Here is a 24,377-nt window from a genome sequence, read left to right on the forward strand (position 1 = left end):
GCTGTGCCTGCGCGTCGGCGCCGAGCGGCTTGAGCCAGCCCTTGTCCGCGAACTGGTGGAGCACGCCGACCTGCGGGAGGAACGTGTCCGCCCGCAGCGGCGGGCGTCTGTCACCGGGTGCCCTCTTGAGCCACAGCACCGCCCGACCGAGGACGGACACCCCCCGCCCCGGCCCCGACCCACCCACCATCCGCAGGCGCTACGCACACCCCCACCCAACCCGCAGCTGCGCCGCAGGCCTACGCCCCCAGCACCCGCGACACCGTATAGATCAACAACCCGGCCAACGACCCCACCACCGTGCCGTTGATCCGAATGAACTGCAGGTCGCGACCGATATGAGCCTCGATCTTCCGAGTCGTGTGCTCGGCGTCCCACCCGGCCACCGTGTCCGTGATCAGGGAGGTGATCTCCTTCCGGTACGTGGTGACCACATACACGGCGGCCCCCTCGACCCACCCGTCCACCTTCTCCTGCACCTTCGCGTCCACGGCCATCCGCGCCCCCAGCGACAGCAGCGACGCCCGCACCCGCAGCCGTAGCTCACTGCGCTCGTCCTCGGCGGCGGAAACGATCATCGAACGTACGGCGGTCCAGGCCGAGGCGATCAGGTCCTGCACCTCCCCCCGCCCCAGTACCTCGCCCTTCAGCCGCTCCACCCGAGCCCGCGTATCCGTGTCCGACTGCAGATCGGCCGCGAAGTCCGTCAGAAACCGGTCCAGCGCCCCCCGCGCCGGATGCGACGGCATGTCCCGCATCTCCGTCACGAACCGCAGCAGTTCCTTGTAGACCCGCTCCCCGACCTTCTTGTCGACGAACCGGGGCGTCCACCCGGGCGCCCCGCCCTGGACGGCGTCCATGATCTCGGCGTCGTGCCAGACCAGCCAGTCGTGCGCCCGTCTGACGACCAGATCGACCGCCCGCCGATGCCCCCCGTCGGCGACGATCTTCTCCAGCATCTTCCCGATGCCCGGCCCGATCTCCTGCGCGTCGGCCCGCCGGGTGATCGCCTCCCCCACCACGGCCTGCACATCCGAGTCCCGCAACACGGTCAGCGCACCCCGCAAGGCCGCGGACAGCTCCGCCGTCACCCGGTCCGCATGCTCGGGCTCCGCCAGCCAGGCCCCCAGCCGGCTGCCTATACCCACCGCCCGCAACCGCTGCCGCACCACGTCCTCGGACAGGAAGTTCTCCCCGACGAACTCCCCCAGCGACACCCCCAGCTGGTCCTTCTTCGTCGGAATGATCGCCGTGTGCGGGATGGGCAGCCCCAGCGGCCGCCGGAACAGCGCCGTCACCGCGAACCAGTCGGCCAGCGCACCGACCATCCCCGCCTCGGCGGCGGCCGCCACATACCCCGCCCACGCACCCGCGCCCGCGTTCGAGGCCCACTTGGCCAGCACATACACCACCGCCACGAACAGCAGCATCCCGGTGGCGGTGAGCTTCATCCGCCGCACCCCGCGCTGCTTCTCCAGATCCGCGGCACTGAAGGTGGTCATCGCCCGGGCAGCCCCGGCAGGAATATCTGTTTTATCCTGATCAGTGCGTTGCATCCGCTCCACCCGTTCGTGATCCCCTGCACACATTGTCCCTTCCTGACCGACTACTGGAACGGATCAGGAGTTCCCGGCGTCTGTCCGATCGGGGAAGACCGGGAAGGACCGGGGAGGACCCCTCATCCCACGCCGCATCTCCCATGCCGCATCATGGAGATGATCACTACGGAGCCTCGGGGCTCCCACTGCCCGAGGAGACCTGCACCGCATGACCAAGCGTCACGGTTATGCCCTGCTTTCCGCGATCATCGCCCTGATCGTGGGCCTTTCCACCGCCCTATACATAGGCGTCGCCGCCGACGACGGCCACACCGCCACCAACGCCCTCGCCGAGGGCAACGCCCCGCACAACTCGGCCGCCCCCGCCTCCACCGGCATCTGGGTCGGCGCCTGGTCCGCCTCCCCGGCGGGCGCCGAGCCAGGCACCGAGACCGAGGGCATGGCGGGCCGCTCGGTCCGCAACGTGGTGCACGCGGGCGTCGGCGGTACGAGTGCCCGCATCACGCTCTCCAACCTCTACGGCCAGTCGGCGCTCACGATCACCCACGCGTCCATCGCCGTGGCCGTCACCTCCGACACCGCGGCGGCGAACGCGGGGACCATGCGGCGCCTGACCTTCGCCGGCAACACCACGGTCGTCATACCTGCCGGCCGCCAGGTCCTCAGCGACGCGGTCCGCGTCCTCATCCCGCAGGGCAGCGACGTCCTGGTCACCACGTACTCCCCCACCGCGTCCGGCCCGGTCACCTACCACCAGCACGCGCGCCAGATCTCCTACGTCGCCCAGGGCGACCTCACCGAGGACACGACCGGCACCGGGTACACCGAGCAGACGCCGTACTGGCGCTACCTCACCGCCCTGGACGTGCTGAGCAACGAGTCCGTCGGCACGGTGGTCGCCTTCGGCGACTCGATCACCGACGGCATAACCTCCACTCAGGGCGCCAACCACCGCTGGACCGACATCCTCTCCGACCGCCTCCGCTCGGCCGTCGAGTCCGGCCGGAACGTCCCGCGCTACAGCATCGTCAACGAGGGCATCAGCGGCAACCAGATCCTCGCCAACGGCCTCGGCCGCCCCGCCGACAACCAGGCCGGCCTCCTCCGCTTCTCCCGCGACGCGCTCTCCCGCACCAACGTCAAGGTCATCGTCATCGACCTCGGCGTCAACGACATCCTCCGCAACCCCAGGCTCGCCGACCCGGACCGGATCCTCACCGGCCTGCGCACGATGGTCGGCCAGGCCCACGCCCGCGGTATCAAGGTCATCGGCGCGACCCTGATGCCCTTCCAGGGCCACCGCGGCTACACGGCGGCCCGCGAGGCGGTACGGCAGCAGGTGAACGCCGAGATCCGCTCGGGCCGGGTCTACGACGCCGTCGTCGACTTCGACAGGGCGCTGAGGGACCCGTACAACCCGAGGCGCCTGCGCGCGGACTACGACTCGGGGGACCATCTGCACCCCAGCGACCAGGGGTACGCGCGGATGGGCGAGACCTTCGACCTGAAGCTGCTGAGGGGCTCGGCACCGGCGGAGCTGTGATCACAGGACGGGGTTTCCCGGCCGGAAGCGCTCAGTACTCGTCGTAACGGCGCCGGTTCCGCCGTTCCCGATGCCGTTCCCGCCGCTCCTCGTGCCGGTCCCGCCGGTCCCGCATCAGGTCCCGGTGCCCCTCGATCATCCTGCGGTGGGCGTCCATCACGTCCTCCCGGAAGTCTTCCTGGACCTCCCGCGGGGAGGCCCTGCGGTCCAGCCTCCCCTGGCGGCGCTCCTCCTTCAGGCGGCGCCGCTCCTCCTTGGTCAGCTTCCGCTCGACGCCGACGCCGCCCCAGAAGGCGAACCCGTTCACGATCACCCGGGGCGCGCCCGGCTCCCCCGGGACGCCCTCCTCGCTGTGGTCGAACCCGCCCATGATCCCGATCCCCCGCACGACCACCTCGACCCCAGGCGGCACGATGATGTTCATCCCGCCCATGATCGCGATGCAGTTGATCTCGACCTCACCGGCCGCGAAGTTCGCCTCGCGCAGGTCGATCTCCCCGCCGCCCATGAAGGCGAAGCAGTTGAACTGCCGGGGTACGGTCCAGCGCCCCTTGCGCTCGAACCCGGACATCACGGCGACCGCCCACGAGGACGACCCCTCGCCGCCGACGATGCGGGACGTCCAGCTCCCGTCCGGCTCAGGATGCTTGACCATGTCGACCTTGGGCACGGCCACCTGCCCCACCGGCAGATCACGGGTGATCGGCGCGAGTTCGCCGTACGTCCGCGCCTTGTAGGTGGCCTCCAGCCGCTCCTCGAACTCCTCCATGTCGAGACGCCCTTCCGCGAGGGCGTCCCGCAGGACCTCGGCGACTCGTTCACGGTCGGCGTCGGATGCGCGAAGTTCCGGGACAGCGGCGTCGTCGGTCATGCACAGCAGCGTACGAGTTCCCCCGTCCGGAGGCTACGAGACCGCTCTCTCGGCCTGTTCCGAGGCCTGCTCCGAAGCCTGCTTCGAGGCCTGTTCCGAAGCCTGCTCCGAGGCCTGCTCCGAGGCCTGCTCCGAGGCCTTCCCACCAGCCGCACCGGCGTACATCTTCGCGATCACCGCCTCGATGTCCGGCTCCCGCACCGACAGGTCCACCAGCGGATATTCCGCCGCGACCCGCGCCACCAGCGCCGCCGCCGACTCGGCCGCCGGGAACGCGAGCCACTGCCGAGGTCCCTCCACCTTCACCACCCGCGCGGGCGCCGCGTCGATCGGGGGCAGCTCCCGCTCCAGGTCCACCACCAGGGTCCGCTCGCTCTCCCCGATCTCGTGCAGCCCGGCGAGCGCACCGTCGTACATGAGCCGCCCGTGGTCGATGACCATCACCCGCGAGCACAACTGCTCGATGTCCTGGAGGTCGTGGGTGGTCAGGAGCACCGTGGTGCCGCGCTCCTCGTTCAACTCCCGCAGGAAATCCCGCACCTTGGCCTTCGAGATGACGTCCAGCCCGATCGTCGGCTCGTCCAGGTACAGCACCTCGGGGTCGTGCAGCAGCGCCGCCGCGATGTCGCCGCGCATCCGCTGGCCGAGCGAGAGCTGGCGTACCGGGACCTCCAACAGCTCGGCCAGTTCCAGGAGTTCGACGCAGCGGTCCAGGTTCGCCCGGTAACGGGCGTCCGGGATGCGGTACATGCGGTGCATCAGCTTGTACGAGTCGATCAGCGGGAGGTCCCACCACAGCGTCGTACGCTGCCCGAACACCACCCCGATGCGGTGCGCGAGCCGGGTGCGCTCGCGGGACGGGTCGATGCCGGCGACGCGCAGCCGGCCCCCGCTCGGCGTCAGGATTCCCGTCAGCATCTTGATGGTGGTCGACTTCCCGGCGCCGTTCGGCCCGATGTACCCGACCATCTCGCCGCTCGCCACGGTGAAGGAGATCGAGTCGACGGCCCGGACCTCGCGCCGCTCGCGCCGCAGGAACCCGGTCTTCCTGCGCACGTCGAAGACCTTCTCCAGCCGGTCCACCTCGATGAAGGGGTCAGCGTCCGCCATGTCCGTCCTCAACTCCCCGTACTCCGATACGACCTGAGACCCGCACGCCAGGCCAGGCCCGCCAGTGCCAGACACGCGGCGGCCACCAGCGGCGGCGCGAACGCCACCCATTCCGGCAGCCCCAGCGGGTACGGCAGCCCCAACACATAGGTCGCCGGTACCCAGTTGACGAAGGCGAGGGGCAGCACGAAGGTCACCCCGCGCAGCAGCTCCGTCGCGAACACCGTCGGCGGGTACTGGAGCAGTGTCGTACCGCCGTAGGTGAACGCGTTCTGCACCTCGGCCGCGTCCTGCGCCGCGAACTGGAAGGCGGCGCCCGCGATGAACACCGCGCAGAAGATCGCGCAGCCGCTGACCAGCATCACCGGCATCAGCAGCACCTTCAGCGGCGTCCAGTCGATGTCGAGGTGCAGCACCGCGTAGGTGAGCACCAGCGCGCCCTGTGTGGTGCGGCCGAGCCGCCGCAGCGCGAACTGGTCGGCCGCCATCTGCGCCAGCACCGGCACCGGGCGCACCAGCAGCGTGTCCAGGGTGCCGTCGCGCACCCGCCGGCCCAGCCGCTCCATCGAGCCGATCACCATGTCGGCGAGCCCGAAGGTGGTGCTGGAGACGCCGTAGAGGAAGGCGACCTGCTGCAACGACCAGCCGCCGAGCGCGTGGACGCGGGAGAACATCAGCAGGATCGCGACGAAGTCGAGCGCGGTCGCCGCGAAGTTGGTGAAGGTCATCAGCGCGAAGGAGGCGCGGTAGGCCATCGTGGAGCGGATCCACATGCCGGCGATCAGGAAGTACGCCCGCACCCCGTCCCGGGCCTTCGGGACCCGGATCGCCCGGACCTCCTGGATCGGCTGAACCGTCTCAGCCACCCTGCACCACCACCCGCCGTGTCGCCGCCGCCTGCACCATCCGTCCGGCCGCCAGCAGCACCACCGCCCACATGGCCTGGAAGGCGTACGTGGACAGCACATCGGCCTGCCCGAGGAACACGTCCGCCGGTGCCTGCAGCAGCGACGACCACGGCAGGGCTCGTACGACCTCGCCGGCTGTGCCCGGGAAGACGTTCAGCGGCAGCACCATCCCCGAGCAGAACCAGCCCGTCAGCCACGCGATCTGGATCATGCCCGTGCCGTCCATCAGCCAGAACGCGGTCAGCGCGACCAGGTAGCGCAGCCCGAAGCTGACCAGCGCCGCCAGGAACACCGAGACCAGGAAGGCCAGCCAGGTCGTCGCGTCGGTGGGCAGCGCCATGTCGAAGAGCAGCGCGCCGAGCACGAAGGGCGGCACCCCGCGCCCCAGCAGCTCGAAGGCGGAGCGCCCCAAGTCCGTGGCCAGCCACCACAGTTGGAGGTCGGCCGGGCGGTACAGGTCGACCGCGACATCGCCGGTGCGGATGCGCTCCATCAGCTCGGTCTCCACGCCCCCGCCACCGTTGGCGAGCGTCTTGAACAGCGACTGGCCGATCCACACATAGGTGATGGCCTGGGGGAGGTCGTAACCACCCAGGTGGGGCCGTTCGTTCCAGAGGGCGGTGTAGGTGTAGACAAGGATCAACCCGAAGGCCGTATTGGTGAACACCCCTGCCACCGTGGCCGCACGATACGTCGCGTACCGTCTGAAACCGCCCGCCGCGACGGCGACGTACAACCGTCCAGCGCCCACACCACAGCCCTCCTCGGCCCGCCGACACCGAAGCGCAGGAGCCTACTGCCCACGCAGTGACGCACGCCACGCATTTTTCGAGACCGAAGCGTGCCGTGATCCGGGAACGGAACGCTTGGTGCGAGAGTCTTCAACTGGGGGCGCAGAACGCGTACGAGGGCGTACGGGAACGTACACCGCGAAACAGGAGTCCGTGCACGACATGAGCGACGAGCCGCAGCCGCAGCAGGCCGCCCAGCCTCCGGGCCGGGCGCCGAGGGAACCGCAAGGGCCCCCCGAGCCGGGCGGCGAGAAGCCGAAGCGGCCGAAGCGCACGGGCTGGCGTCGGCTGGTCCCGACCTGGCGCTGGGTGCTCGGCACCTTCGTGATCGGGATACTGCTGCTGATCGGCCTGTTCTTCCTCGGCTACTCGCTGGTGCAGATCCCGTCGGCCAACGCCCTCGCCATGAAGCAGGCCAACGTCTACCTCTACGCGGACGGCTCCCAGATCGCCCGCGACGGCGAGATCAACCGCGAGAACGTCACCCTCGCCCAGGTCTCCAAGAACGCCCAGCACGCCGTCCTCGCCGCCGAGGACCGCGACTTCTACACCGAGTCCGCGATCGACCCCAAGGCGATGCTGCGCGCCGGCTGGAACACCGCGACCGGCAAGGGCAAGCAGTCCGGCTCGACGATCACCCAGCAGTACGTGAAGAACTATTACCTGGCGCAGGAGCAGACCGTCACCCGCAAGGTGAAGGAGTTCTTCATCTCGATCAAGCTGGACCGCGAGAAGTCCAAGGACGAGATCCTCGAGGGCTACCTCAACACCAGCTACTTCGGCCGCAACGCCTACGGCATCCAGGCCGCCGCCCAGGCCTACTACGGCGTGGACGCCACCGACCTCGACCCGGCCCGCGCCGCCTACCTCGCCGCGCTCGTCAACGCGCCGAGCGAGTACGACGTGGTGGCGCATCCGGAGAACAAGTCGGCGGCCGTGGCCCGCTGGAACTACGTCCTGGACGGCATGGTCAAGAAGGGCTGGCTGAGCGAGAGCAAGCGGGCCGGCCTCAAGTTCCCGAGGCCGAAGGAGCAGACCGTCTCCACCGGCATGTCCGGGCAGCGCGGCTACCTCGTCGACGCGGTGAAGACGTATCTCAACCAGAACAAGATCGTCACCACGGACGAGCTCGCGGCCGGCGGCTACCGCATCACGACGACCCTGCAGAAGAGCAAGCAGGACGCCTTCGTGAAGGCCGTCGACGACCAGGTGATGAAGAAGCTCGACAAGAAGAACAACAAGGTCGACAACTACGTCCGCGCGGGCGGCGCCTCCGTCGACCCCAAGACCGGCCAGGTCGTCGCCATGTACGGCGGCATCGACTTCGTCAAGCAGTACACGAACGGCGCGACCCGCGGCGACTTCCAGGTCGGCTCCACCTTCAAGCCCTTCGTGTTCACCTCCGCCGTCCAGAACAACTCCGAGACGCAGGACGGCCAGGTCATCACGCCCAACACCTACTACGACGGCACCAACAAGCGCCCCGTACAGGGCTGGAGCGGCGGGGCGTACGCCCCCTCGAACGAGGACGACGTCTCCTACGGCGACATCACCGTCCGTACCGCCACCGACAAGTCCGTCAACGCGGTGTACGCGCAGATGGCCGTGGACGTGGGCCCGCAGAAGGTCCTGGACACCGCGACCGCCCTCGGCATCCCGAAGGACACCCCCGACCTGAACGCCAACCCGTCGATCGCGCTCGGCGTGAACACCGCCAGCGTCCTCGACATGGCGGAAGCCTACGCGACCCTCGCCAACCACGGCGAGCACGACGCGTTCACGATGGTCAAGTCGATCACCAAGGACGGACAGGACGTCGTCGACCTGCCCAAGGACACCACCACGCGGGCCGTCAGCCGGCAGGCCGCCGACACCACCACGTCCATCCTGCAGAGCGTCGTCGAGAACGGCACCGCCACCGCCGCCCTGGGCGCCGGCCGACCCGCCGCCGGCAAGACCGGTACGGCGGAGGACGACAAGGCCGCCTGGTTCGCCGGCTACACCCCCGACCTCGCGACGGTCGTCTCGGTGATGGGCCAGGACCCGGTCACCGCCCAGCACAAGCCGCTGTACGGCGCGATGGGCCTGCAGCGCGTCAACGGCGGCGGCCCGCCCGCGCAGATCTGGGCGCAGTACACGAAGGCGGCCCTGAAGGGGAAGCCGGCCACCGACTTCGACCTCGAACTCATGCCGGGCGCGGACCAGACCCAGACCCCGCCGAACAGCCTGCCCTCGGCCCCGGCCACCGCCGGCCAGGACAACGGCGGCACCCCCGGCACCGGCGGCCAGGACAACCAGGGCCAGACCCAGGGCCAGGACAACGGCGGTACGACCACCACGGGCGGGGCGACCACGACCGACGGCGGCACCACCACGGACGGCGGCACCACGACCGGCGCCACGACCGGCAGCACCACAGGCGGCGGGACCACGGGGACCACGACCGACGGCACCACGACGGGCGGCACCACCGCGGGCACGGACACCGGGGGAACCACCGACGGCACCACGGGCGGCACGGACACCGGCACCACGACCGGCACCACGGCGGGCCCACAGTCGACCGGCCGAAGAAACTAGGGATCAGTGCACTGAGGTCGCCTTGCTTCCACAAAGGGCCGGTGACGATGGTCACCGGCCCTTCTCACCGTCGTTCTACAGGTACAGGCCGGTCGTGTCCTCGGACCCCTCGAACCGGTCGGCGGCCACGGCGTGCAGATCACGCTCGCGCATGAGCACATAGGCGACACCGCGCACCTCGACCTCGGCCCGGTCCTCCGGGTCGTACAGCACCCGGTCCCCCGGCTCCACGGTCCGCACGTTCTGCCCCACCGCGACGACCTCGGCCCACGCCAGCCGGCGCCCCACGGCCGCCGTGGCGGGAATCAGGATGCCGCCGCCCGACCGCCGCTCGCCCTCACCGGTCTCCTGCTTGACGAGAACCCGGTCGTGCAGCATCCGGATGGGCAGCTTGTCGTGCTGCGCGTTGCTGTGGTCGTTTCTGTTGGCGCTCACGCCCTGAACCTACCTGCCTTTGCGGAGTCCGTACGCTGCCGGGTCCGGGGTTGCTTCAGCGTTTGCGGCGCCGGGACCCGAAGACGACGAGCCCGACGATTCCGACGGCGACGAGGGCGACGGGCACGACCCGCTCCACCCGCACCCCGCCCTCCTCGTCCACGAACTGGGCCTTCACATCGGTGACAGCCTTGTTGACCCCGACGTAGGCCCGCCCCAGCGTGTGGTCGATGTTCGAGACGACCTTGGCCTTGGCATCACCGACGATCGTCCTCGGATGTACCCGCACCCCGATCTCGTCGAGCGTCTCGGCCAGCACTTCGCGGCGGGCTTTGATGTCCGCCTCGATCTGCGCCGGGGTTCTGGTGTCCGACGTGTCCGCCACCGTGGGGCCTCCGAAGTCCGGTGAAGGTGTGTTCTGGACAGTCTGTCAGTTCCGCCGTCCGTCGCACTGTCAGGACCCCCGGTTAGGCTGGTCCGATGAGCGAGCGACTCCAGCCCGGCGACGTGGCCCCCGACTTCACCCTGCCGGACGCCGACGGCAACGACGTGTCCCTGTCGTCCCACAAGGGCCGCAAGGTCATCGTCTACTTCTACCCGGCGGCCCTCACGCCCGGCTGCACCAAGCAGGCCTGCGACTTCACGGACAACCTCGACCTCCTGGCCGGCGCCGGCTACGACGTCATCGGCATCTCCCCCGACACCCCGGAGAAGCTGGCGAAGTTCCGCGAGAAGGAGTCCCTGAAGGTCAAGCTGGCCGCCGACCCGGAGAAGACGGTCACCGAGGCCTACGGCGCGTACGGCGAGAAGAAGAACTACGGCAAGACCTACATGGGCGTCATCCGCTCCACGATCATCGTGGACGAGGCGGGCAAGGTCGAACGGGCCCTGTACAACGTCCGAGCGACGGGCCACGTGGCGAAGATCATCAAGGATCTGGGGATCTGAGAACCCGCCTTCACCGACCGAGCGCCTCGTACCGGGGTGCCCCGGGGCGGGCCGCTTTGTGTTTCGGGCCCCGACTGCCACGCGATCACCAGCACCTGGTGCGGGGGAGGCAACAGACGCCGGGCAGCGCCCGGTACGATGGCAGCCGGTTAAGCGGCGGTGGTGCAATGGCGACACAGCAGGTTTAGGTCCTGTGGCCCCTGACCGGGCTTGAGGGTTCGAATCCCTTCCGCCGCACATGAACGGCCTGTGAATCCAAGGAACGGTTCACAGGCCGTTTCCGTGTGGGTCAGCCCAACAGCTCCCGCACCACCGGCACCAACGCCCGAAACGCCTTCCCTCGATGGCTGATCGCGTTCTTCTCCTCCGGGGACAGTTCCGCGCACGTTCGTGAGTCGCCCTCCGGTTGCAGGATCGGGTCGTACCCGAAGCCGTTCGAGCCGGTCGGGGCGTGCCGCAGAACTCCCCGCAACTGCCCCTCCACCACCCGCTCCGTGCCGTCCGGCAGGGCGAGTGCCGCCGCGCAGGCGAAGTGGGCGCCCCGTTGGTCGTCCGCGATGTCCGACAGCTGGGCCAACAACAGCTCCAGGTTGGCCTTGTCGTCGCCGTGCTTGCCCGCCCAGCGGGCGGAGAAGATGCCGGGGGCGCCGTTCAGCACGTCCACGCACAGGCCCGAGTCGTCGGCCACCGCCGGGAGGCCCGTCGCCCGGGCGAGGGCGTGGGCCTTGAGCAGGGCGTTCTCTGCGAAGGTCACGCCTGTTTCCTTGACGTCCGGCACGTCGGGGTAGGCCTCCGCGCCGACCAGTTCGTGCGGGAGGCCCGCTTCGGCGAGGATCGACCTCAGCTCGGTGATCTTTCCGACGTTACGGGTGGCGAGGATCAGGCGCGTCGTCCTGGGCGTGGGCGTCATGGGGGCCAGTATTCCGGGTGCCGTTCGCCGGTCCGTTATGAGGTGCAGACCTTCGTCAGTTCGCCCGCCGCGTCCGTCACCGGGCTCACGTCCGGGGTGTTGTCGCCGTTCTTGATGGCCGTGCGGACGTTGGAGACGGCCTTGTCGAGGTCGTCGACCGCCTTGTTGACGTCGGCGTTGTCGGTCTTGTCGCCGATCTTGTCGAGGTTCTTGTCGATGGCGGCGAGGGAGTCGTCGAGCTGGGTGGGGTCGTTCGACGCGTTCTCCACGGCCTGTTGGAGGTTGGTGACGCTGTCGGCGATGGCGTCGGCGGTCTGGACGCAGTCCAGGGCCTTGTCGACGGCGTCGCAGCCGGTGGCGAGTCCGGCCGTCAGTGCGACGGCTGCCACCGCTGCGAGGGTGACGGTGGTACGGCGCCTCGGGCGGCCTCGGCTCGCGGCCATGACTGTGGTCCCTCCTCTGCACGGGCCCCACGGCCCCCGTAATGGTCGGGCGCACGGTGGTGTGCCGTGCGCCCACACCCTTGGGGACGCCGGGGCGGGGGCCGGAGGTTGCCCCCGTCGGCCACCTCTTCTTGGCCTGTCCTTTACCTTTCGAGGACCGTATCAAGTGCCTTGTGCTGGAGGACAGCGAGTTCCGTGCAGCCGGTGACGGCCAGGTCGAGGAGGGCGTTCAGCTCCTCACGGGCGAAGGGCTCTGCCTCGGCCGTGCCCTGGACCTCGACGAAGCGGCCGTCGCCGGTGCAGACGACGTTCATGTCGGTGTCGGCCTTGACGTCCTCCTCGTAGCAGAGGTCGAGGAGCGGGACTCCGCCGACGATGCCGACCGAGACCGCGGAGACCGTGCCGGTGAGCGGCTGGCGGCCGGCCTTGATCAGCTTCTTGCCCTGGGCCCAGGCGACGGCGTCGGCGAGGGCGACGTACGCGCCGGTGATGGCGGCGGTGCGGGTGCCGCCGTCGGCCTGGAGGACGTCGCAGTCGAGGACGATCGTGTTCTCGCCGAGCGCCTTGTAGTCGATGACCGCGCGCAGGGAGCGGCCGATGAGGCGGCTGATCTCGTGGGTGCGGCCGCCGATCCTGCCGCGGACGGACTCGCGGTCGCCGCGGGTGTTGGTGGCGCGGGGAAGCATGGAGTACTCGGCGGTGACCCAGCCCTCGCCGCTGCCCTTGCGCCAGCGGGGGACGCCTTCGGTGACGGAGGCGGTGCAGAAGACCTTGGTGTCGCCGAAGGAGACGAGGACGGAGCCCTCGGCGTGCTTGCTCCAGCCGCGTTCGATGGTGACGGGGCGGAGCTGTTCGGGGGTGCGGCCGTCGATTCGTGACATGGCGATGAGCCTAGCCCCACGAACGGAGAGGGCCCCTTCCGCGTCGGAAAGGGGCCCTCAAGGGTGAACCGGAGCGGTTCACATCATGTCTTCGATCTCCGCGGCGATCGGGTCGGCGTCGGTGCCGATGACGACCTGGATGGCGGTGCCCATCTTGACGACACCGTGTGCGCCGGCGGCCTTCAGCGCGGCCTCGTCGACCTTGGCGGCGTCGACGACCTCGGTGCGCAGGCGGGTGATGCAGCCCTCGACCTCTTCGATGTTGTCGATGCCGCCGAGCCCGGCGACGATCTTCTCAGCCTTGCTGGCCATTTCGGTCTCCTCATGCACAGTTGGCCCAAGTTTGCGAGCGATGGCGCCGTGCGTACCGAAAGATGACGGCACAGCAATCCAATCGTCGTCCATGACTGGTCTACACCACATGAGGGGCGGTCGCCAACCGGTGTATTGGGCCTTCGGACCGCCGGTCCGGGGGCCTTTCGCCATGTACGGCGCGTAGCGCTCCGGTTGCGGAATTCATGGGTTCCTTTATGCGGACTTCATCTGCTACAACAGGTCTACACCACTGAGTGGTGTAGACCACCACCCGATGGAGGAAGTCTATGAGCACCGCCACCGCGCCCACGGCGGCTCCCACGAAGAAGTGGGGATCAGGCCTGTTCCAGGGCCTGCAGAAGGTAGGACGCAGCCTGCAGCTCCCGATCGCCGTGCTGCCGGCGGCGGGCATTCTGCTGCGGCTCGGACAGAACGACGTCTTCGGCAAGGACGGCCTCGGCTGGAACAAGGTCGCGTCCGTGTTCGCCACGGCCGGGGACGCGGTCTTCAGCAATCTGCCGCTGCTGTTCTGCGTCGGCATCGCCATCGGCTTCGCCAAGAAGTCCGACGGCTCGACCGCGCTGGCGGCGCTGGTCGGCTTCCTGGTGTACAAGAACGTCCTGACCGCGTTCCCGATCACCGAGGCGAAGATAACCAAGGGCGCGGACGTCGCCGCGACCTACAACGACCCCAAGGTGCTCGGCGGCATCATCATGGGTCTGATCGCCGCGGTCACCTGGCAGCGCTTCCACCGCACCAGGCTCCCCGACTGGCTGGGCTTCTTCAACGGCCGCCGTCTGGTCCCGATCCTGATGGCCTTCATCGGCACCGCGGTCGGCGTCTTCTTCGGTCTGGTCTGGGAGCCGATCGGCAGCGTCATCACCGACTTCGGCCAGTGGATGACCGGTCTCGGCGCCTTCGGTGCGGCCATCTTCGGCGCGATCAACCGCGCGCTGCTCCCGGTCGGCATGCACCAGTTCGTCAACACGGTGGCCTGGCAGGAGATCGGCTCCTTCAAGGACGCGTCCGGCGCCGTCTGGCACGGTGACCTGCCGCGCTTCTTCCACGGCGACCCGACCGCCGGCCAGTTCATGACGGGCTTCTTCCCGATCATGATGTTCGCCCTGCCGGCCGCCGCCCTCGCGATCACGCACACCGCCCGCCCCGAGCGCCGCAAGGCCGTCGGCGGCATGATGGTGTCGCTCGCGCTGACGTCCTTCGTCACCGGCATCACCGAGCCGATCGAGTTCGCGTTCATGTTCATCGCGCCGGTGCTCTACGTCATCCACGCGCTGCTGACCGCCGTCTCGATGTACGTCACCTGGGCCCTGGGCGTCCACCACGGCTTCAGCTTCTCGGCCGGCGCGATCGACTACTTCCTCAACTGGGGCCTGGCCACCAAGCCCTGGATGATCATCCCGATCGGCCTGGTCTTCGCGGCGATCTACTACTCGGTCTTCCGCTTCGCCATCATCAAGTGGAACCTCCCCACCCCGGGCCGCGAGCCCGAGGAGGAGGTCGAGGACCTCACGAAGGCGTGAGATCCCGTTCGGCATGACGAAGGCCCCGGCACCGAGGAGGTGCCGGGGCCTTCGCGCACGTATCTGTCAGATCTCGTACGACTGCCTCGGCACCGCCAGTTCCACCGGGCCGGCGTACACCGCACGCGCGTCGACCAGGTTGACCCGCGGGTCGGTCCACGGGGGGATGTGGGTGAGGACCAGGCGGCGGGCGCCTGCCCGGGTCGCCGTCTCGCCCGCCTCGCGGCCGTTGAGGTGCAGGTCGGGGATGTTCTCCTTGCCGTGCGTGAAGGCGGCCTCGCACAGGAACAGGTCGGTGTCGCGGGCGAGTTCGTCGAGGGCGGGGCTGATGCCGCTGTCGCCGGAGTACGTCAGCGACTTGCCGCCGTGCTCGACCCGGATGCCGTACGCCTCCACCGGGTGCGCCACGCGCTCCGTGTGCACCGTGAACGGGCCGATCTCGAACGTGGACGGCTTGACCGTGTGGAAGTCGAAGACCTCGCTCATGGAGGAGGCGGTGGGGGTGTCGGCGTAGGCCGTGGTGAGGCGGTGCTCGGTGCCCTCGGGGCCGTAGACCGGGATGGGGTCGCAGCGGCCGCCGTCGTGGCGGTAGTAGCGCGCGACGAAGTACGCGCACATGTCGATGCAGTGGTCGGCGTGCAGATGGCTGAGGAAGATCGCGTCGAGGTCGTAGAGACCGCAGTGGCGCTGCAACTCGCCCAGGGCGCCGTTGCCCATGTCGAGGAGCAGCCGGAAGCCGTCGGCCTCTACGAGGTAGCTCGAGCAGGCCGATTCCGCGGACGGGAACGACCCCGAGCAGCCGACGACGGTGAGCTTCATGAAACAGAAACCTCCGCTGGCGGGAACTTTTCTGGGACGGAGACGGGGGTCGTGCGGTCCGTCGAGCGTAAGGCGCAAAACCCCCCGTCGCTCCTCCACCAAGGGCTGTTGTGGGCGAACTCACCTGTGGTGTCACCGGTTCGGCTGGAAGCGGGGCGGGTGAGGCGCGCGAGAGGGCGCGCGTCTGTGGGCACGCGCCGGTACCGTCGTCGCTATGGACACGTCCTGGTGGCTGGCGCTCGCGGCGGTGGTACTGCTCGCGCTGGTCGCCACGCTCGTCGACGGATGGGGGCGGGGGCGACGACCCGGGGGGCGACGGTCACGTCCGCCGGGCCGGGCGGGCGAGCGGGCTCGGACGCGGCCGCGGCCCGCGGAGATCTGGTGGGCGAACGTCCCGTTCGAGGACGGGCCCGGCGGGAAGGACCGGCCCTGTCTGGTGCTGGTGGTGCACGGGGAGCGGGCGACGGTCGCGAAGATCACCAGCAAGTACCACGACGAGCGGACCGGGGTGATCCCGTTGCCGCCGGGGGCGGTGGGGGACGCCCGGGGACGAGCCAGCTTCCTGGAGACCGACGAGTTGCGGGAAGTGCCGGTGTGGGAGTTCCGGCGGAGGGTGGGGGTGGTGGACCCGGTCCTGTGGGATCAGGTCCGTCACCTGTCCGCCTAGTTTCTAGAGGTGGTGCGTCGAGTGCGGGCCGGTGGGGGCCGGTCGCGCCCACGCGGCGGTGGCCGCACAGTCAACACAGCCCCGCGCCCCTGGGTTGGCCGTCATGCCCAGAGTTGGCCCTGCAAGGTCTCGATGGCCTCTTCCGTCGTCGCCGCCGTGTACACGCCCGTCGACAGGTACTTCCAGCCTCCGTCCGCCACGATGAACACGATGTCGGCCGACTCGCCCGCCTTCAGCGCCTTGTTGCCGACGCCGATCGCCGCGTGCAGGGCCGCGCCCGTGGAGACGCCCGCGAAGATGCCCTCCTGCTGGAGGAGTTCGCGGGTGCGGGTGACGGCGTCGGCCGAGCCGACCGAGAAGCGGGTGGTGAGGACGGAGGCGTCGTAGAGCTCGGGGACGAAGCCCTCGTCGAGGTTGCGGAGACCGTAGACCAGGTCGTCGTAGCGCGGTTCGGCGGCGACGATCTTGACGTCCGGCTTGTTCTCGCGGAGGTAGCGGCCGACGCCCATCAGGGTGCCGGTGGTGCCGAGGCCGGCGACGAAGTGGGTGATCGAGGGGAGGTCGGCGAGGATCTCCGGGCCGGTGGTGGCGTAGTGGGCGCCCGCGTTGTCGGGGTTGCCGTACTGGTAGAGCATCACCCAGTCGGGGTGCTCGACGGAGAGCTCCTTGGCGACCCGTACGGCGGTGTTGGAGCCGCCCGCGGCCGGGGACGGGATGATCTCGGCGCCCCACATGCCGAGCAGCGCCCGGCGCTCCTGGGAGGTGTTCTCGGGCATCACGCAGACCATGCGGTAGCCCTTGAGCTTGGCCGCCATGGCCAGGGAGATGCCGGTGTTGCCGGAGGTGGGCTCCAGGATCGTGCAGCCCGGCGTGAGGCGGCCGTCCTTCTCCGCCTGCTCGATCATGTACAGGGCCGGGCGGTCCTTGACCGAGCCGGTGGGGTTGCGGTCCTCCAGCTTGGCCCAGATACGGACGTCCTCGGACGGCGAGAGCCGCGGCAGGCACACCAGGGGGGTGTTGCCAACCGCGGCGATCGGGGAGTCGTAGCGCATCCGGATCAGGCCATACCGCCGGCCACGGCCGGCAGGATCGTGACGTTGTCGCCGTCGGCGACCTTGGTGTTGATGCCTTCGAGGAAGCGGACGTCCTCGTCGTTCAGGTAGACGTTGACGAAGCGGCGCAGCTCGCCGTTGTCCACGATACGGGCCTGGATGCCCGCATGCCGGGTCTCGAGGTCGGAGAAGAGCGCGGCGAGGGTGTCCCCGTTGCCCTCCACCGCCTTCTGCCCGTCGGTGTAGGTGCGGAGGATGGTGGGGATGCGGACCTCGATGGCCATGGTTGCGGGCTCCTGTCGGAAGGTGTCTGGTCTGTGGGCGCGCGGCGGCGCGGAGTGCGGATGGTGCTCGGGGTGCCGCGGCTCACGGCCGTACGGCGGCAGGGCAGCGTCAACAGATGGCGCTGTTCAGCCTGCACAGGTCGACGTGCAGCCGCGCCACGAGCAGCACGCTCGGCGCCTTGTCGCTCACGTCGTTCAGAACCATGGGCTCATCGTATCGATTCCCTGTTGCCCTTCCGGAGTGTGATCTCACATTTCGGACCGATTTCAGCCGGGTAGTGAGACCGCACAGCTCGGAGCGCCCGGCTCAGGCCGACTCGCGCACCGTGAGCCGGGTCGGCACGACGACCGACGGCGGCTCGGACGTCCGCTCGAACTGGAGCCCCGCCATCAGCCGGCCCATCCCCTCCACGTCCTGGTGGACCGTGGTCAGCGGCGGGTCGGCCGACTCCACGAGGTCGGCCACGTCCTCGGACACCCGGCGCCCGCGGGCGCGCGGTGCCTCCAGTGCGCCGGAGGCCATGAGGTCCGAAGCCGGGTGCATTCGGAGCGTTCGGTCAGCTCGGGCGGGGCGTCCTGGAGGACGTCCAGGTAGCCGGCCGTTCGGCGGCGGACTGTTCCTGGTCGTAGGGGCCGGTGACGGTCGCGCTGTGCCGGCGGCCGAGCTGGACGAGGTGCTGGACGGCCTGCCGGGCTCCGCCCCGGTTGTCGCCGTCGACATAGGCGTACGCGCGCACGGTGTCGCCCTCGCGCAGCAGCCGGCGGCCGCCGAAGCCGTCGGCCATGCGCGCGTGGTCGTCGGGTCCGTCCAGGAAGACACGGTTGTCGGGCTGGTCGGCGACGGCCGCGGCGGCGCTCGTGCGGTGGGTCACCAGCCGGCGGGCGGCCCGGTGGGGCATGTGAGCGCTCCGCTGGAAGTGCCGGGTCACGTCGTCGGTCCGCTGCGGCGCCGTCGTGGCTGGTCGCGCCCGCGCGGCGGAGCCGCATATCGCCACAGCCCCGCGCCCCTTGCTTCAACACCCTCTCCAACCGGGCGAGTTGGTCGGGCGTACGGTGATCAGTACGCCTCGACGACGGTGACCTCCTCCTCCGTCACCTCGCCCTCCACGATGCGGAACGAGCGGAACTGGAAGTCGCCGAGGCCGTCGGTGTCCGCCGTGGAGACCAGGACGTAGTGGGCACCGGGCTCGTTGGCGTAGGAGATGTCGGTGCGGGACGGGTAGGCCTCGGTGGCCGTGTGGGAGTGGTAGATGACCACCGGCTCCTCGTCGCGGTCGTCCATCTCGCGGTAGAGCTTGAGCAGATCGCCGGAGTCGAACTCGTAGAACGTGGGCGACATGGCCGCGTTCAGCATCGGGATGAACCGCTCGGGCCGGTCCGCCCCGGCCGCCCCCGCGACGACGCCGCACGCCTCGTCGGGGTGGTCCTTGCGCGCGTGGGCGACGATCTGGTCGACGAGGGCCTGGGTGATGGTCAGCATGCTGGCCAGGATAAGCAAGAGGGCCGTCCCGTACCGAGGGGTGGTACGGGACGGCCCACATGGTGAGCTCCGGGCGTCAGCCGACCTTCTCCAGGACCGGGTCCCGGCGCTCGGCGACCTCCGGGTTACGGGACGTGAGGACGGCCCAGCCGATCCCCAGCGCCGCCGCCCAGCCCGCCATCACATACAGGCAGACCCGCGAGTCGGCGTCGTACGCGATGAGGCCCGTGACGAAGAGCAGGAACACTATGGCGATCCAGCTGCACACCGCGCCGCCCGGCGCCGGGAAGGCGGACGCCGGCAGCCGGCCCGCCTCCACCGCGCGGCGGTACCGGACGTGGCTGACCAGGATCATCAGCCAGGTCCAGATGCCGGCCGCGGTGGCCACCGAGGTGACGTAGCCGAAGGCCTTCTCCGGGACGACGTAGTTGAGGACGACGCCGATGCCCATGAAGAGGACCGAGACGGTGATGCCGAAGGCGGGGGCCTTGGTGGCGGACAGCTTCTCGAAGCGCCGCGGGGCCTCGCCGTTGGCGGCCAGGTTGCGCAGCATCCGGCCGGTCGAGTACATGCCGGAGTTGCAGGAGGACAGGGCCGCGGTGAGGACGACGAAGTTGACGATGCCGGCGCCGGCCGGGATGCCGATCTTCGCGAAGGCCTCGACGAAGGGCGAGACGCCCGGCGCGAACTCGGTCCACTTCACCACGCACAGGATGACGGTGAGCGCACCGACGTAGAAGAGCGCGATGCGCCAGGGCAGCGTGTTGATCGCCTTGGGGAGGGTCTTCTCCGGGTTCTCCGACTCGCCCGCCGTGACGCCGACCAGCTCGACCGCGAGGTAGGCGAACATGACGCCCTGCAGGGTCATCAGGGAGGAGCCGATGCCCTTCGGGAAGAAGCCGTCGAACTGGTAGAGGTTCGAGACCGAAGCCGTGTCACCGGCGGAGCTGAAGCCGAAGGTCAGCACGCCGAGGCCGATGACGATCATGCCGATCAGGGCGGTGACCTTGACCATCGAGAACCAGAACTCGAGCTCTCCGAAGACCTTCACCGAGATCAGGTTGACCGCGAAGAGGACCACCAGGAAGACCAGGGCGGTCACCCACTGGGGGATGTCCGGGAACCAGTAGTGGACGTAGATCGCGGCGGCCGTGAGCTCGGCCATACCGGTGACGACCCACATCAGCCAGTACGTCCAGCCGGTGAAGTAGCCGAAGAACGGGCCGAGGAACTCTCGGGAGTACTCCGCGAAGGAGCCCGAGACCGGGCGGTACAGGAGCAGTTCGCCGAGCGCCCGCATGATGAAGAAGACGATGGCGCCCGCGAGGGCGTACATCAGGATGAGGCTGGGGCCGGCCTTGGCGATGTTCGCCCCGGCGCCCAGGAAGAGGCCGACGCCGATGGCGCCGCCGATCGCGATCATCTGGACCTGGCGGCTGCCGAGCCCGCGCTCGTACCCCTCTTCCGGAGTCTGTTCCGTCGTGTCGACCTGAGCGGAGGTCATGTGTCGATGTGCCTTTCTCCACGTGCCGGCCCGGGCCCTCGTAGGCGCCGGACCGGGTGTCAATCCCCCCGGATTGATGGAGCTGAGCGGTTCGCTCGTGCCTGGCCGGCGGTGACCGGCTCGGTGGCACACCCGGAAGAACAGGGGTGGTGTTCGCCGGGCGGTCGTGAAGATTTATCACGGCGGCAACTTTGATCACCCGGGCAGAATGTGACACACCGCACGAGAAGAAGGGGACATACGCCGTAGAAAACGGACACACTCGGCCGGATCGGTGACGTGATCGTTATCCGGATTTGAGCGTCCTCTGAGCGAACACAAAAAGGTCACATACGGGCGGGAAACGGCCACATGTCAGGGGATGAGGGTGGTCACGAGCGTCTCCTGGAGCCCGCCCAGCCACAGATACGCCATCACCATCGGCTTACGCGGGTCCTCGTCCGGGAGCCGGTAGAGGAGGTCGGTGTCGTCCTCGTCGGTGATCTCCAGACGGGAGCCGATCGCCAGGCGCAGGTCATTGAGGGAACCCAGCCACTGGCGGGACTCCTCGACGGTCAGCTTGAGGACCGCCCCGCCGTCGAGCGCGGGGGTCAGCGCGTCCAGGGTGCGGACCACCGCGAGGGCGTTCTCCCGCTTGCCGGCCCGCAGGTCGTTCTCGGTGTAGCGGCGGAACTCGCTGGAGTACGCGCGCTGTTCCTCGGCCGCGCCCGGGGAGTCGGGGGCCTTCCCGGGGTCGCTGTAGGCGTCCGGGAACAGGCGCCGCAGCACCGGGTCCTTGGGCGGCTCGCTGGGCCCCTCCGCGAACAGTTCGGCGAGCGGGTCGTCGGAGGCGTCCTCACCCGGACCCGGTCCGATGAGCTCCAGGAGCTGGACGGCCAGCGACCGGATGATGGAGATCTCGACGTCGTCGAGCGCGACGGCCGCGCCGCCGCCGGGGAGCGGTTCGAAGTGTCCTGGCATCGGGTTGAGTCGCTACTTCCGGTCCTGCTGGAGGGTGGCCCACAAGCCGTAGCCGTGCATCGCCTGCACGTCGCGCTCCATCTCCTCGCGGGTTCCGCTGGAGACGACCGCACGGCCCTTGTGGTGGACGTCGAGCATCAGTTTGGTGGCCTTGTCCTTCGTGTACCCGAAGTACGACTGGAACACGTAGGTCACGTAGCTCATCAGGTTGACCGGGTCGTTGTGGACGATCGTGACCCAGGGGACGTCGGGCTCGGGTACGGCGAAGACCTCCTCCGCCGACTCGGTGCGTTCGATCTCCAGGGGTGCGGGTGACGTCACAGGCCCCATGCTGCCACGGTCTCCATAAATCGTCACACTGACGCGAAGGGGTGTAGCATTCATTGCCATGAACACAGCGGACCTTGGGCTGCCGGTGGACGTTCCCTCGACGGCGCTCTTCACGGATCAGTACGAGCTCACGATGCTGCAGGCCGCGCTGAAGGCGGGCACCGCCGAGCGGCGGTCGGTCTTCGAGGTCTTCACCCGGCGGCTGCCGGAGGGGCGGCGCTACGGCGTCGTCGCGGGCACCGGGCGTGTCCTGGACGCCGTGGAGAACTTCCGCTTCGACGCGGGCGTCCTGGGCTTTCTGCGCGAGCGGAACATCGTCGACGAGGCGACGCTGGAGTGGCTCGCCGACTACCGGTTCTCCGGTGACATCTGGGGCTATCCCGAGGGCGAGATGTACTTCCCGGGCTCGCCGATCATGCGGGTGGAGGGCTCCTTCGCCGAGTGCGTGCTGCTGGAGACGGTGATCCTCTCGATCCTCAACCACGACTCCGCGATCGCCGCGGCCGCCTCCCGGATGTCCTCGGCCGCCGGACATCGCCCGCTGATCGAGATGGGCGCCCGGCGCACCCACGAGCTCGCGGCCGTCGCCGCCTCCCGGGCCGCGTATGTCGGCGGCTTCGCCTCCACCTCGGACCTCGCGGCCGGCTTCCGCTACAACATCCCGACCGTCGGCACCTCCGCCCACGCCTTCACCCTCCTGCACGACCGCGAGAGGGACGCCTTCCAGGCCCAGGTGAACTCGCTGGGCCGGAACACCACCCTGCTCGTGGACACGTACGACGTCGCCGAGGCCGTCCGGACGGCCGTGGAGGTCGCGGGGCCCGAGCTGGGCGCGGTGCGCATCGACTCCGGCGACCTGCTGCTCGTGGCCCACCGGGTACGGCAGCAGCTGGACGAACTCGGCGCCACCAAGACGAAGATCATCGTGACCTCGGACCTCGACGAGTACGCCATCGCCTCACTGGCGGCGGCGCCGGTGGACGCGTACGGCGTCGGTACACAGCTGGTGACGGGTTCCGGGCATCCGACCTGTTCGATGGTCTACAAACTGGTCGCCCGCGCCGAGTCCGCCGATCCGAAGGCGCCGCTGGTGCCGGTGGCGAAGAAGTCCAGCAGCGGGAAGTCGTCCGTCGGCGGGCGCAAGTGGGCCGCGCGGCGGCTGGACGCGGACGGGGTCGCGGAGGCCGAGGTCGTCGGGCTGGGCACCGTACCGGTCGAGCTCGCCGACCGGCAGCTGCTGGTGGAGCTGGTCAAGGGCGGCGACGTCGTGGCCCGCGAGCCACTGGACGTCGTACGCGACCGGCACACGGCCGCACGGGCCAACCTCCCGCTGTCGGCGACCCAGCTGTCACGCGGGGAACCGGTGCTTCCGACGGAGTACGTGACCGGGCGGTCGGGTAGCTAAAGCGGGTGGGGTACGCCCTCCCGCACGGTCGTCGAAGTCTCTAGGCTCTTCAGTTCACTCACAGTCGAAGGACACCCACCATGCGCCGCGCCTTGATCGTCGTAGACGTGCAGAACGACTTCTGCGAGGGGGGCAGCCTCGCCGTGGCCGGGGGTGCCGATGTGGCCGCCGCCGTCACCGAGCTGATCGGCCAGGCGGCGGGCTCCGGCTACCAGCATGTGGTGGCCACCCGCGACCACCACATCGCACCCGGCGGCCACTTCGCCGACAACCCCGACTTCCGGCACTCCTGGCCCGCGCACTGCGTCGCCGGCACGGAGGGCGTCGGCTTCCACCCGAACTTCGCCCCGGCCGTCGCCTCCGGCGCGATCGACGCCGTCTTCGACAAGGGGGCGTACGCGGCGGCCTACAGCGGCTTCGAGGGCGCCGACGAGAACGGCGTGAAGCTGGCCGACTGGCTGCGCGCCCGGGAGGTCGTCGAGGTGGACGTGGTCGGCATCGCCACGGACCACTGTGTCCGCGCCACCGCCCTGGACGCGGCCCGCGAGGGCTTCCGCACCCACGTGCTCCTGGACCTGACGGCGGGGGTGGCCGGGGAGACGACGGAACGGGCGCTGGAGGAGATGCGGGAGGCGGGCGTGGAGCTGACGGGGAAGCCGGTGGTGGCCTGAGGCAGCGCTACGGCCGCCCGGTCAGCCCTGCGGTACCGCCGGTGGCGGGCGCAGCAAGGCCCTGATCGGGTGCCAGAGTTCGGTCACGATGACACCGTTGTCGGGGGCCGTCCGCCATATCAGGCCGTCGGGGTGGTGCAGGACCGCGGTGATCTCGTCCGGGGTCGGCGGAGCGCCGTTGCCCCGCAGGTAGATCGCGCGCATGCCCAGGTTGCGCAGCCTGGTCAGGGCCCGCGCCCGGTTCCGGGCGTGCACGAGCACCCGTACGCCCGTGCCGTCGGCGGTGGGGCTGGGCAGGTTCAGCGCCACCACCACGCTGCCGGTCGGCAGCTTGCAGAAACCTCCTGCGGCCATGCAGGTCACACCCCCG

The 24,377-nt window shown here is 69.5% G+C and carries 29 protein-coding genes and 1 tRNA gene; 8 read left to right on the top strand and 22 right to left on the bottom strand.

All coding sequences use genetic code 11. The annotated features are described in order from the left end of the window. Positions 1 to 239: 239 nt before the first annotated feature. The gene (locus tag ACWC09_RS14060) at positions 240 to 1,556 is read right to left on the bottom strand and encodes a DUF445 domain-containing protein (protein WP_450850781.1); all 1,317 of its coding nucleotides are present in this window, start codon (positions 1,554 to 1,556) and stop codon (positions 240 to 242) included. Between the two features lie 211 nt (positions 1,557 to 1,767). Here ACWC09_RS14060 and ACWC09_RS14065 point away from each other — a divergent pair, with 211 nt between their 5' ends. Beyond that, positions 1,768 to 3,102 (top strand): SGNH/GDSL hydrolase family protein, encoded by a 1,335-nt coding sequence (locus ACWC09_RS14065; RefSeq protein WP_450850782.1) that lies wholly within the window; start codon positions 1,768 to 1,770, stop codon positions 3,100 to 3,102. A gap of 31 nt (positions 3,103 to 3,133) precedes the next feature. Here the strand turns inward: ACWC09_RS14065 and ACWC09_RS14070 are convergent, their stop codons facing one another. The 4 genes from ACWC09_RS14070 to ACWC09_RS14085 are packed head-to-tail and all read right to left on the bottom strand — an operon-like array spanning position 3,134 to position 6,742. After that, positions 3,134 to 3,973 carry a DUF1707 SHOCT-like domain-containing protein gene (locus tag ACWC09_RS14070; protein WP_450850783.1) on the bottom strand — a complete coding sequence of 280 codons (840 nt, stop codon included), beginning with the start codon at positions 3,971 to 3,973 and terminating at the stop codon, positions 3,134 to 3,136. A 33-nt stretch (positions 3,974 to 4,006) separates the two neighbouring features. Then, positions 4,007 to 5,083 carry an ABC transporter ATP-binding protein gene (locus tag ACWC09_RS14075; RefSeq protein WP_450850784.1) on the bottom strand — a complete coding sequence of 359 codons (1,077 nt, stop codon included), beginning with the start codon at positions 5,081 to 5,083 and terminating at the stop codon, positions 4,007 to 4,009. A gap of 8 nt (positions 5,084 to 5,091) precedes the next feature. Then, positions 5,092 to 5,949: an ABC transporter permease gene (locus ACWC09_RS14080; protein ID WP_450850785.1), complete on the bottom strand. Its 858-nt coding sequence runs from the start codon at positions 5,947 to 5,949 to the stop codon at positions 5,092 to 5,094. After that, positions 5,942 to 6,742: an ABC transporter permease gene (locus ACWC09_RS14085; RefSeq protein WP_450850786.1), complete on the bottom strand. Its 801-nt coding sequence runs from the start codon at positions 6,740 to 6,742 to the stop codon at positions 5,942 to 5,944. The genes ACWC09_RS14080 and ACWC09_RS14085 overlap by 8 nt, the downstream gene beginning before the upstream one ends. 202 nt (positions 6,743 to 6,944) lie before the next feature. Between ACWC09_RS14085 and ACWC09_RS14090 the strand changes: the two genes are divergently transcribed. Beyond that, positions 6,945 to 9,362 (top strand): transglycosylase domain-containing protein, encoded by a 2,418-nt coding sequence (locus ACWC09_RS14090; protein ID WP_450850787.1) that lies wholly within the window; start codon positions 6,945 to 6,947, stop codon positions 9,360 to 9,362. A 75-nt stretch (positions 9,363 to 9,437) separates the two neighbouring features. Here the strand turns inward: ACWC09_RS14090 and ACWC09_RS14095 are convergent, their stop codons facing one another. Beyond that, positions 9,438 to 9,797: a GroES family chaperonin gene (locus ACWC09_RS14095; protein ID WP_450850788.1), complete on the bottom strand. Its 360-nt coding sequence runs from the start codon at positions 9,795 to 9,797 to the stop codon at positions 9,438 to 9,440. Between the two features lie 55 nt (positions 9,798 to 9,852). After that, on the bottom strand, positions 9,853 to 10,182 hold the full coding sequence (locus ACWC09_RS14100) for a DUF3618 domain-containing protein (RefSeq protein ID WP_450850789.1): 330 nt from the start codon (positions 10,180 to 10,182) through the stop codon (positions 9,853 to 9,855). Positions 10,183 to 10,277: 95 nt separating this feature from the next. Here ACWC09_RS14100 and bcp point away from each other — a divergent pair, with 95 nt between their 5' ends. Then, entirely contained in the window at positions 10,278 to 10,745 is a 468-nt protein-coding gene (bcp, locus tag ACWC09_RS14105; RefSeq protein ID WP_450850790.1) for a thioredoxin-dependent thiol peroxidase, read from the top strand. Positions 10,746 to 10,898: 153 nt separating this feature from the next. Continuing rightward, a tRNA-Leu gene (locus ACWC09_RS14110) sits at positions 10,899 to 10,982 on the top strand. Between the two features lie 52 nt (positions 10,983 to 11,034). On the opposite strand, the gene rdgB is transcribed toward ACWC09_RS14110, so the two are convergent. The 4 genes from rdgB to ACWC09_RS14130 form a co-directional block, all read right to left on the bottom strand. Next, the gene (rdgB, locus tag ACWC09_RS14115; protein WP_450850791.1) at positions 11,035 to 11,655 is read right to left on the bottom strand and encodes an RdgB/HAM1 family non-canonical purine NTP pyrophosphatase; all 621 of its coding nucleotides are present in this window, start codon (positions 11,653 to 11,655) and stop codon (positions 11,035 to 11,037) included. A gap of 35 nt (positions 11,656 to 11,690) precedes the next feature. Next, positions 11,691 to 12,098 carry a hypothetical protein gene (locus tag ACWC09_RS14120; RefSeq protein ID WP_450850792.1) on the bottom strand — a complete coding sequence of 136 codons (408 nt, stop codon included), beginning with the start codon at positions 12,096 to 12,098 and terminating at the stop codon, positions 11,691 to 11,693. Between the two features lie 143 nt (positions 12,099 to 12,241). Then, a complete protein-coding gene (gene rph, locus ACWC09_RS14125; protein ID WP_450850793.1) occupies positions 12,242 to 12,979 on the bottom strand; it encodes a ribonuclease PH in 738 nt (245 codons plus the stop codon). Positions 12,980 to 13,057: 78 nt separating this feature from the next. After that, positions 13,058 to 13,291 (bottom strand): glucose PTS transporter subunit EIIB, encoded by a 234-nt coding sequence (locus ACWC09_RS14130; RefSeq protein ID WP_067026087.1) that lies wholly within the window; start codon positions 13,289 to 13,291, stop codon positions 13,058 to 13,060. Between the two features lie 290 nt (positions 13,292 to 13,581). Between ACWC09_RS14130 and ACWC09_RS14135 the strand changes: the two genes are divergently transcribed. Then, positions 13,582 to 14,835: a PTS transporter subunit EIIC gene (locus tag ACWC09_RS14135; RefSeq protein WP_450850794.1), complete on the top strand. Its 1,254-nt coding sequence runs from the start codon at positions 13,582 to 13,584 to the stop codon at positions 14,833 to 14,835. 66 nt (positions 14,836 to 14,901) lie between these two features. On the opposite strand, the gene ACWC09_RS14140 is transcribed toward ACWC09_RS14135, so the two are convergent. After that, positions 14,902 to 15,654, bottom strand: coding sequence for an MBL fold metallo-hydrolase (locus ACWC09_RS14140; RefSeq protein WP_450850795.1), 753 nt, complete (start codon positions 15,652 to 15,654; stop codon positions 14,902 to 14,904). Between the two features lie 214 nt (positions 15,655 to 15,868). On the opposite strand from ACWC09_RS14140, the gene ACWC09_RS14145 reads away from it, so the two are divergent. After that, complete coding sequence (locus ACWC09_RS14145) at positions 15,869 to 16,321, top strand: type II toxin-antitoxin system PemK/MazF family toxin (protein WP_450850796.1); 453 nt, start codon at positions 15,869 to 15,871, stop codon at positions 16,319 to 16,321. Between the two features lie 101 nt (positions 16,322 to 16,422). Here the strand turns inward: ACWC09_RS14145 and ACWC09_RS14150 are convergent, their stop codons facing one another. From ACWC09_RS14150 to clpS, 9 genes are all read right to left on the bottom strand, one after another. Next, a complete protein-coding gene (locus ACWC09_RS14150) occupies positions 16,423 to 17,373 on the bottom strand; it encodes a PLP-dependent cysteine synthase family protein (protein ID WP_450850797.1) in 951 nt (316 codons plus the stop codon). A 5-nt stretch (positions 17,374 to 17,378) separates the two neighbouring features. Continuing rightward, entirely contained in the window at positions 17,379 to 17,657 is a 279-nt protein-coding gene (locus ACWC09_RS14155; RefSeq protein ID WP_450850798.1) for a MoaD/ThiS family protein, read from the bottom strand. Positions 17,658 to 17,766: 109 nt separating this feature from the next. Beyond that, a complete protein-coding gene (locus ACWC09_RS14160; protein WP_311737150.1) occupies positions 17,767 to 17,862 on the bottom strand; it encodes a putative leader peptide in 96 nt (31 codons plus the stop codon). Positions 17,863 to 17,964: 102 nt separating this feature from the next. Beyond that, entirely contained in the window at positions 17,965 to 18,201 is a 237-nt protein-coding gene (locus tag ACWC09_RS14165) for a substrate-binding domain-containing protein (protein WP_450850799.1), read from the bottom strand. 13 nt (positions 18,202 to 18,214) lie between these two features. Then, positions 18,215 to 18,556: a hypothetical protein gene (locus ACWC09_RS14170; protein ID WP_450850800.1), complete on the bottom strand. Its 342-nt coding sequence runs from the start codon at positions 18,554 to 18,556 to the stop codon at positions 18,215 to 18,217. 158 nt (positions 18,557 to 18,714) lie between these two features. Continuing rightward, complete coding sequence (locus ACWC09_RS14175; RefSeq protein ID WP_450850801.1) at positions 18,715 to 19,137, bottom strand: Mov34/MPN/PAD-1 family protein; 423 nt, start codon at positions 19,135 to 19,137, stop codon at positions 18,715 to 18,717. 76 nt (positions 19,138 to 19,213) lie between these two features. Further along, positions 19,214 to 20,641 carry an amino acid permease gene (locus ACWC09_RS14180; RefSeq protein ID WP_450850802.1) on the bottom strand — a complete coding sequence of 476 codons (1,428 nt, stop codon included), beginning with the start codon at positions 20,639 to 20,641 and terminating at the stop codon, positions 19,214 to 19,216. A gap of 354 nt (positions 20,642 to 20,995) precedes the next feature. Beyond that, positions 20,996 to 21,601: a DUF2017 domain-containing protein gene (locus ACWC09_RS14185; RefSeq protein WP_450850803.1), complete on the bottom strand. Its 606-nt coding sequence runs from the start codon at positions 21,599 to 21,601 to the stop codon at positions 20,996 to 20,998. Positions 21,602 to 21,613: 12 nt separating this feature from the next. After that, positions 21,614 to 21,931: an ATP-dependent Clp protease adapter ClpS gene (gene clpS / locus ACWC09_RS14190; RefSeq protein ID WP_356356986.1), complete on the bottom strand. Its 318-nt coding sequence runs from the start codon at positions 21,929 to 21,931 to the stop codon at positions 21,614 to 21,616. Positions 21,932 to 21,989: 58 nt separating this feature from the next. Here clpS and ACWC09_RS14195 point away from each other — a divergent pair, with 58 nt between their 5' ends. Continuing rightward, on the top strand, positions 21,990 to 23,336 hold the full coding sequence (locus tag ACWC09_RS14195) for a nicotinate phosphoribosyltransferase (RefSeq protein ID WP_450850804.1): 1,347 nt from the start codon (positions 21,990 to 21,992) through the stop codon (positions 23,334 to 23,336). Between the two features lie 80 nt (positions 23,337 to 23,416). Continuing rightward, entirely contained in the window at positions 23,417 to 24,007 is a 591-nt protein-coding gene (locus ACWC09_RS14200) for an isochorismatase family protein (RefSeq protein WP_450850805.1), read from the top strand. Between the two features lie 21 nt (positions 24,008 to 24,028). On the opposite strand, the gene ACWC09_RS14205 is transcribed toward ACWC09_RS14200, so the two are convergent. Next, positions 24,029 to 24,361 carry a hypothetical protein gene (locus ACWC09_RS14205; RefSeq protein WP_450850806.1) on the bottom strand — a complete coding sequence of 111 codons (333 nt, stop codon included), beginning with the start codon at positions 24,359 to 24,361 and terminating at the stop codon, positions 24,029 to 24,031. Between the last annotated feature and the right edge of the window lie 16 nt (positions 24,362 to 24,377).

Source organism: Streptomyces sp. NPDC001617, assembly GCF_053596855.1.

Bases quoted from the DNA above. Each gene is read 5' to 3' on its own strand.
- ACWC09_RS14060 (WP_450850781.1), bottom strand. From the start codon at position 1,556: ATGCAACGCACTGATCAGGATAAAACAGATATTCCTGCCGGGGCTGCC.
- ACWC09_RS14065 (WP_450850782.1), top strand. From the start codon at position 1,768: ATGACCAAGCGTCACGGTTATGCCCTGCTTTCCGCGATCATCGCCCTG.
- ACWC09_RS14070 (WP_450850783.1), bottom strand. From the start codon at position 3,973: ATGACCGACGACGCCGCTGTCCCGGAACTTCGCGCATCCGACGCCGAC.
- ACWC09_RS14075 (WP_450850784.1), bottom strand. From the start codon at position 5,083: ATGGCGGACGCTGACCCCTTCATCGAGGTGGACCGGCTGGAGAAGGTC.
- ACWC09_RS14090 (WP_450850787.1), top strand. From the start codon at position 6,945: ATGAGCGACGAGCCGCAGCCGCAGCAGGCCGCCCAGCCTCCGGGCCGG.
- bcp (WP_450850790.1), top strand. From the start codon at position 10,278: ATGAGCGAGCGACTCCAGCCCGGCGACGTGGCCCCCGACTTCACCCTG.
- rdgB (WP_450850791.1), bottom strand. From the start codon at position 11,655: ATGACGCCCACGCCCAGGACGACGCGCCTGATCCTCGCCACCCGTAAC.
- ACWC09_RS14120 (WP_450850792.1), bottom strand. From the start codon at position 12,098: ATGGCCGCGAGCCGAGGCCGCCCGAGGCGCCGTACCACCGTCACCCTC.
- rph (WP_450850793.1), bottom strand. From the start codon at position 12,979: ATGTCACGAATCGACGGCCGCACCCCCGAACAGCTCCGCCCCGTCACC.
- ACWC09_RS14130 (WP_067026087.1), bottom strand. From the start codon at position 13,291: ATGGCCAGCAAGGCTGAGAAGATCGTCGCCGGGCTCGGCGGCATCGAC.
- ACWC09_RS14135 (WP_450850794.1), top strand. From the start codon at position 13,582: ATGAGCACCGCCACCGCGCCCACGGCGGCTCCCACGAAGAAGTGGGGA.
- ACWC09_RS14140 (WP_450850795.1), bottom strand. From the start codon at position 15,654: ATGAAGCTCACCGTCGTCGGCTGCTCGGGGTCGTTCCCGTCCGCGGAA.
- ACWC09_RS14145 (WP_450850796.1), top strand. From the start codon at position 15,869: ATGGACACGTCCTGGTGGCTGGCGCTCGCGGCGGTGGTACTGCTCGCG.
- ACWC09_RS14150 (WP_450850797.1), bottom strand. From the start codon at position 17,373: ATGCGCTACGACTCCCCGATCGCCGCGGTTGGCAACACCCCCCTGGTG.
- ACWC09_RS14155 (WP_450850798.1), bottom strand. From the start codon at position 17,657: ATGGCCATCGAGGTCCGCATCCCCACCATCCTCCGCACCTACACCGAC.
- ACWC09_RS14160 (WP_311737150.1), bottom strand. From the start codon at position 17,862: ATGGTTCTGAACGACGTGAGCGACAAGGCGCCGAGCGTGCTGCTCGTG.
- ACWC09_RS14165 (WP_450850799.1), bottom strand. From the start codon at position 18,201: ATGCACCCGGCTTCGGACCTCATGGCCTCCGGCGCACTGGAGGCACCG.
- ACWC09_RS14170 (WP_450850800.1), bottom strand. From the start codon at position 18,556: ATGCCCCACCGGGCCGCCCGCCGGCTGGTGACCCACCGCACGAGCGCC.
- ACWC09_RS14175 (WP_450850801.1), bottom strand. From the start codon at position 19,137: ATGCTGACCATCACCCAGGCCCTCGTCGACCAGATCGTCGCCCACGCG.
- ACWC09_RS14180 (WP_450850802.1), bottom strand. From the start codon at position 20,641: ATGACCTCCGCTCAGGTCGACACGACGGAACAGACTCCGGAAGAGGGG.
- ACWC09_RS14185 (WP_450850803.1), bottom strand. From the start codon at position 21,601: ATGCCAGGACACTTCGAACCGCTCCCCGGCGGCGGCGCGGCCGTCGCG.
- clpS (WP_356356986.1), bottom strand. From the start codon at position 21,931: ATGGGGCCTGTGACGTCACCCGCACCCCTGGAGATCGAACGCACCGAG.
- ACWC09_RS14195 (WP_450850804.1), top strand. From the start codon at position 21,990: ATGAACACAGCGGACCTTGGGCTGCCGGTGGACGTTCCCTCGACGGCG.
- ACWC09_RS14200 (WP_450850805.1), top strand. From the start codon at position 23,417: ATGCGCCGCGCCTTGATCGTCGTAGACGTGCAGAACGACTTCTGCGAG.
- ACWC09_RS14205 (WP_450850806.1), bottom strand. From the start codon at position 24,361: ATGGCCGCAGGAGGTTTCTGCAAGCTGCCGACCGGCAGCGTGGTGGTG.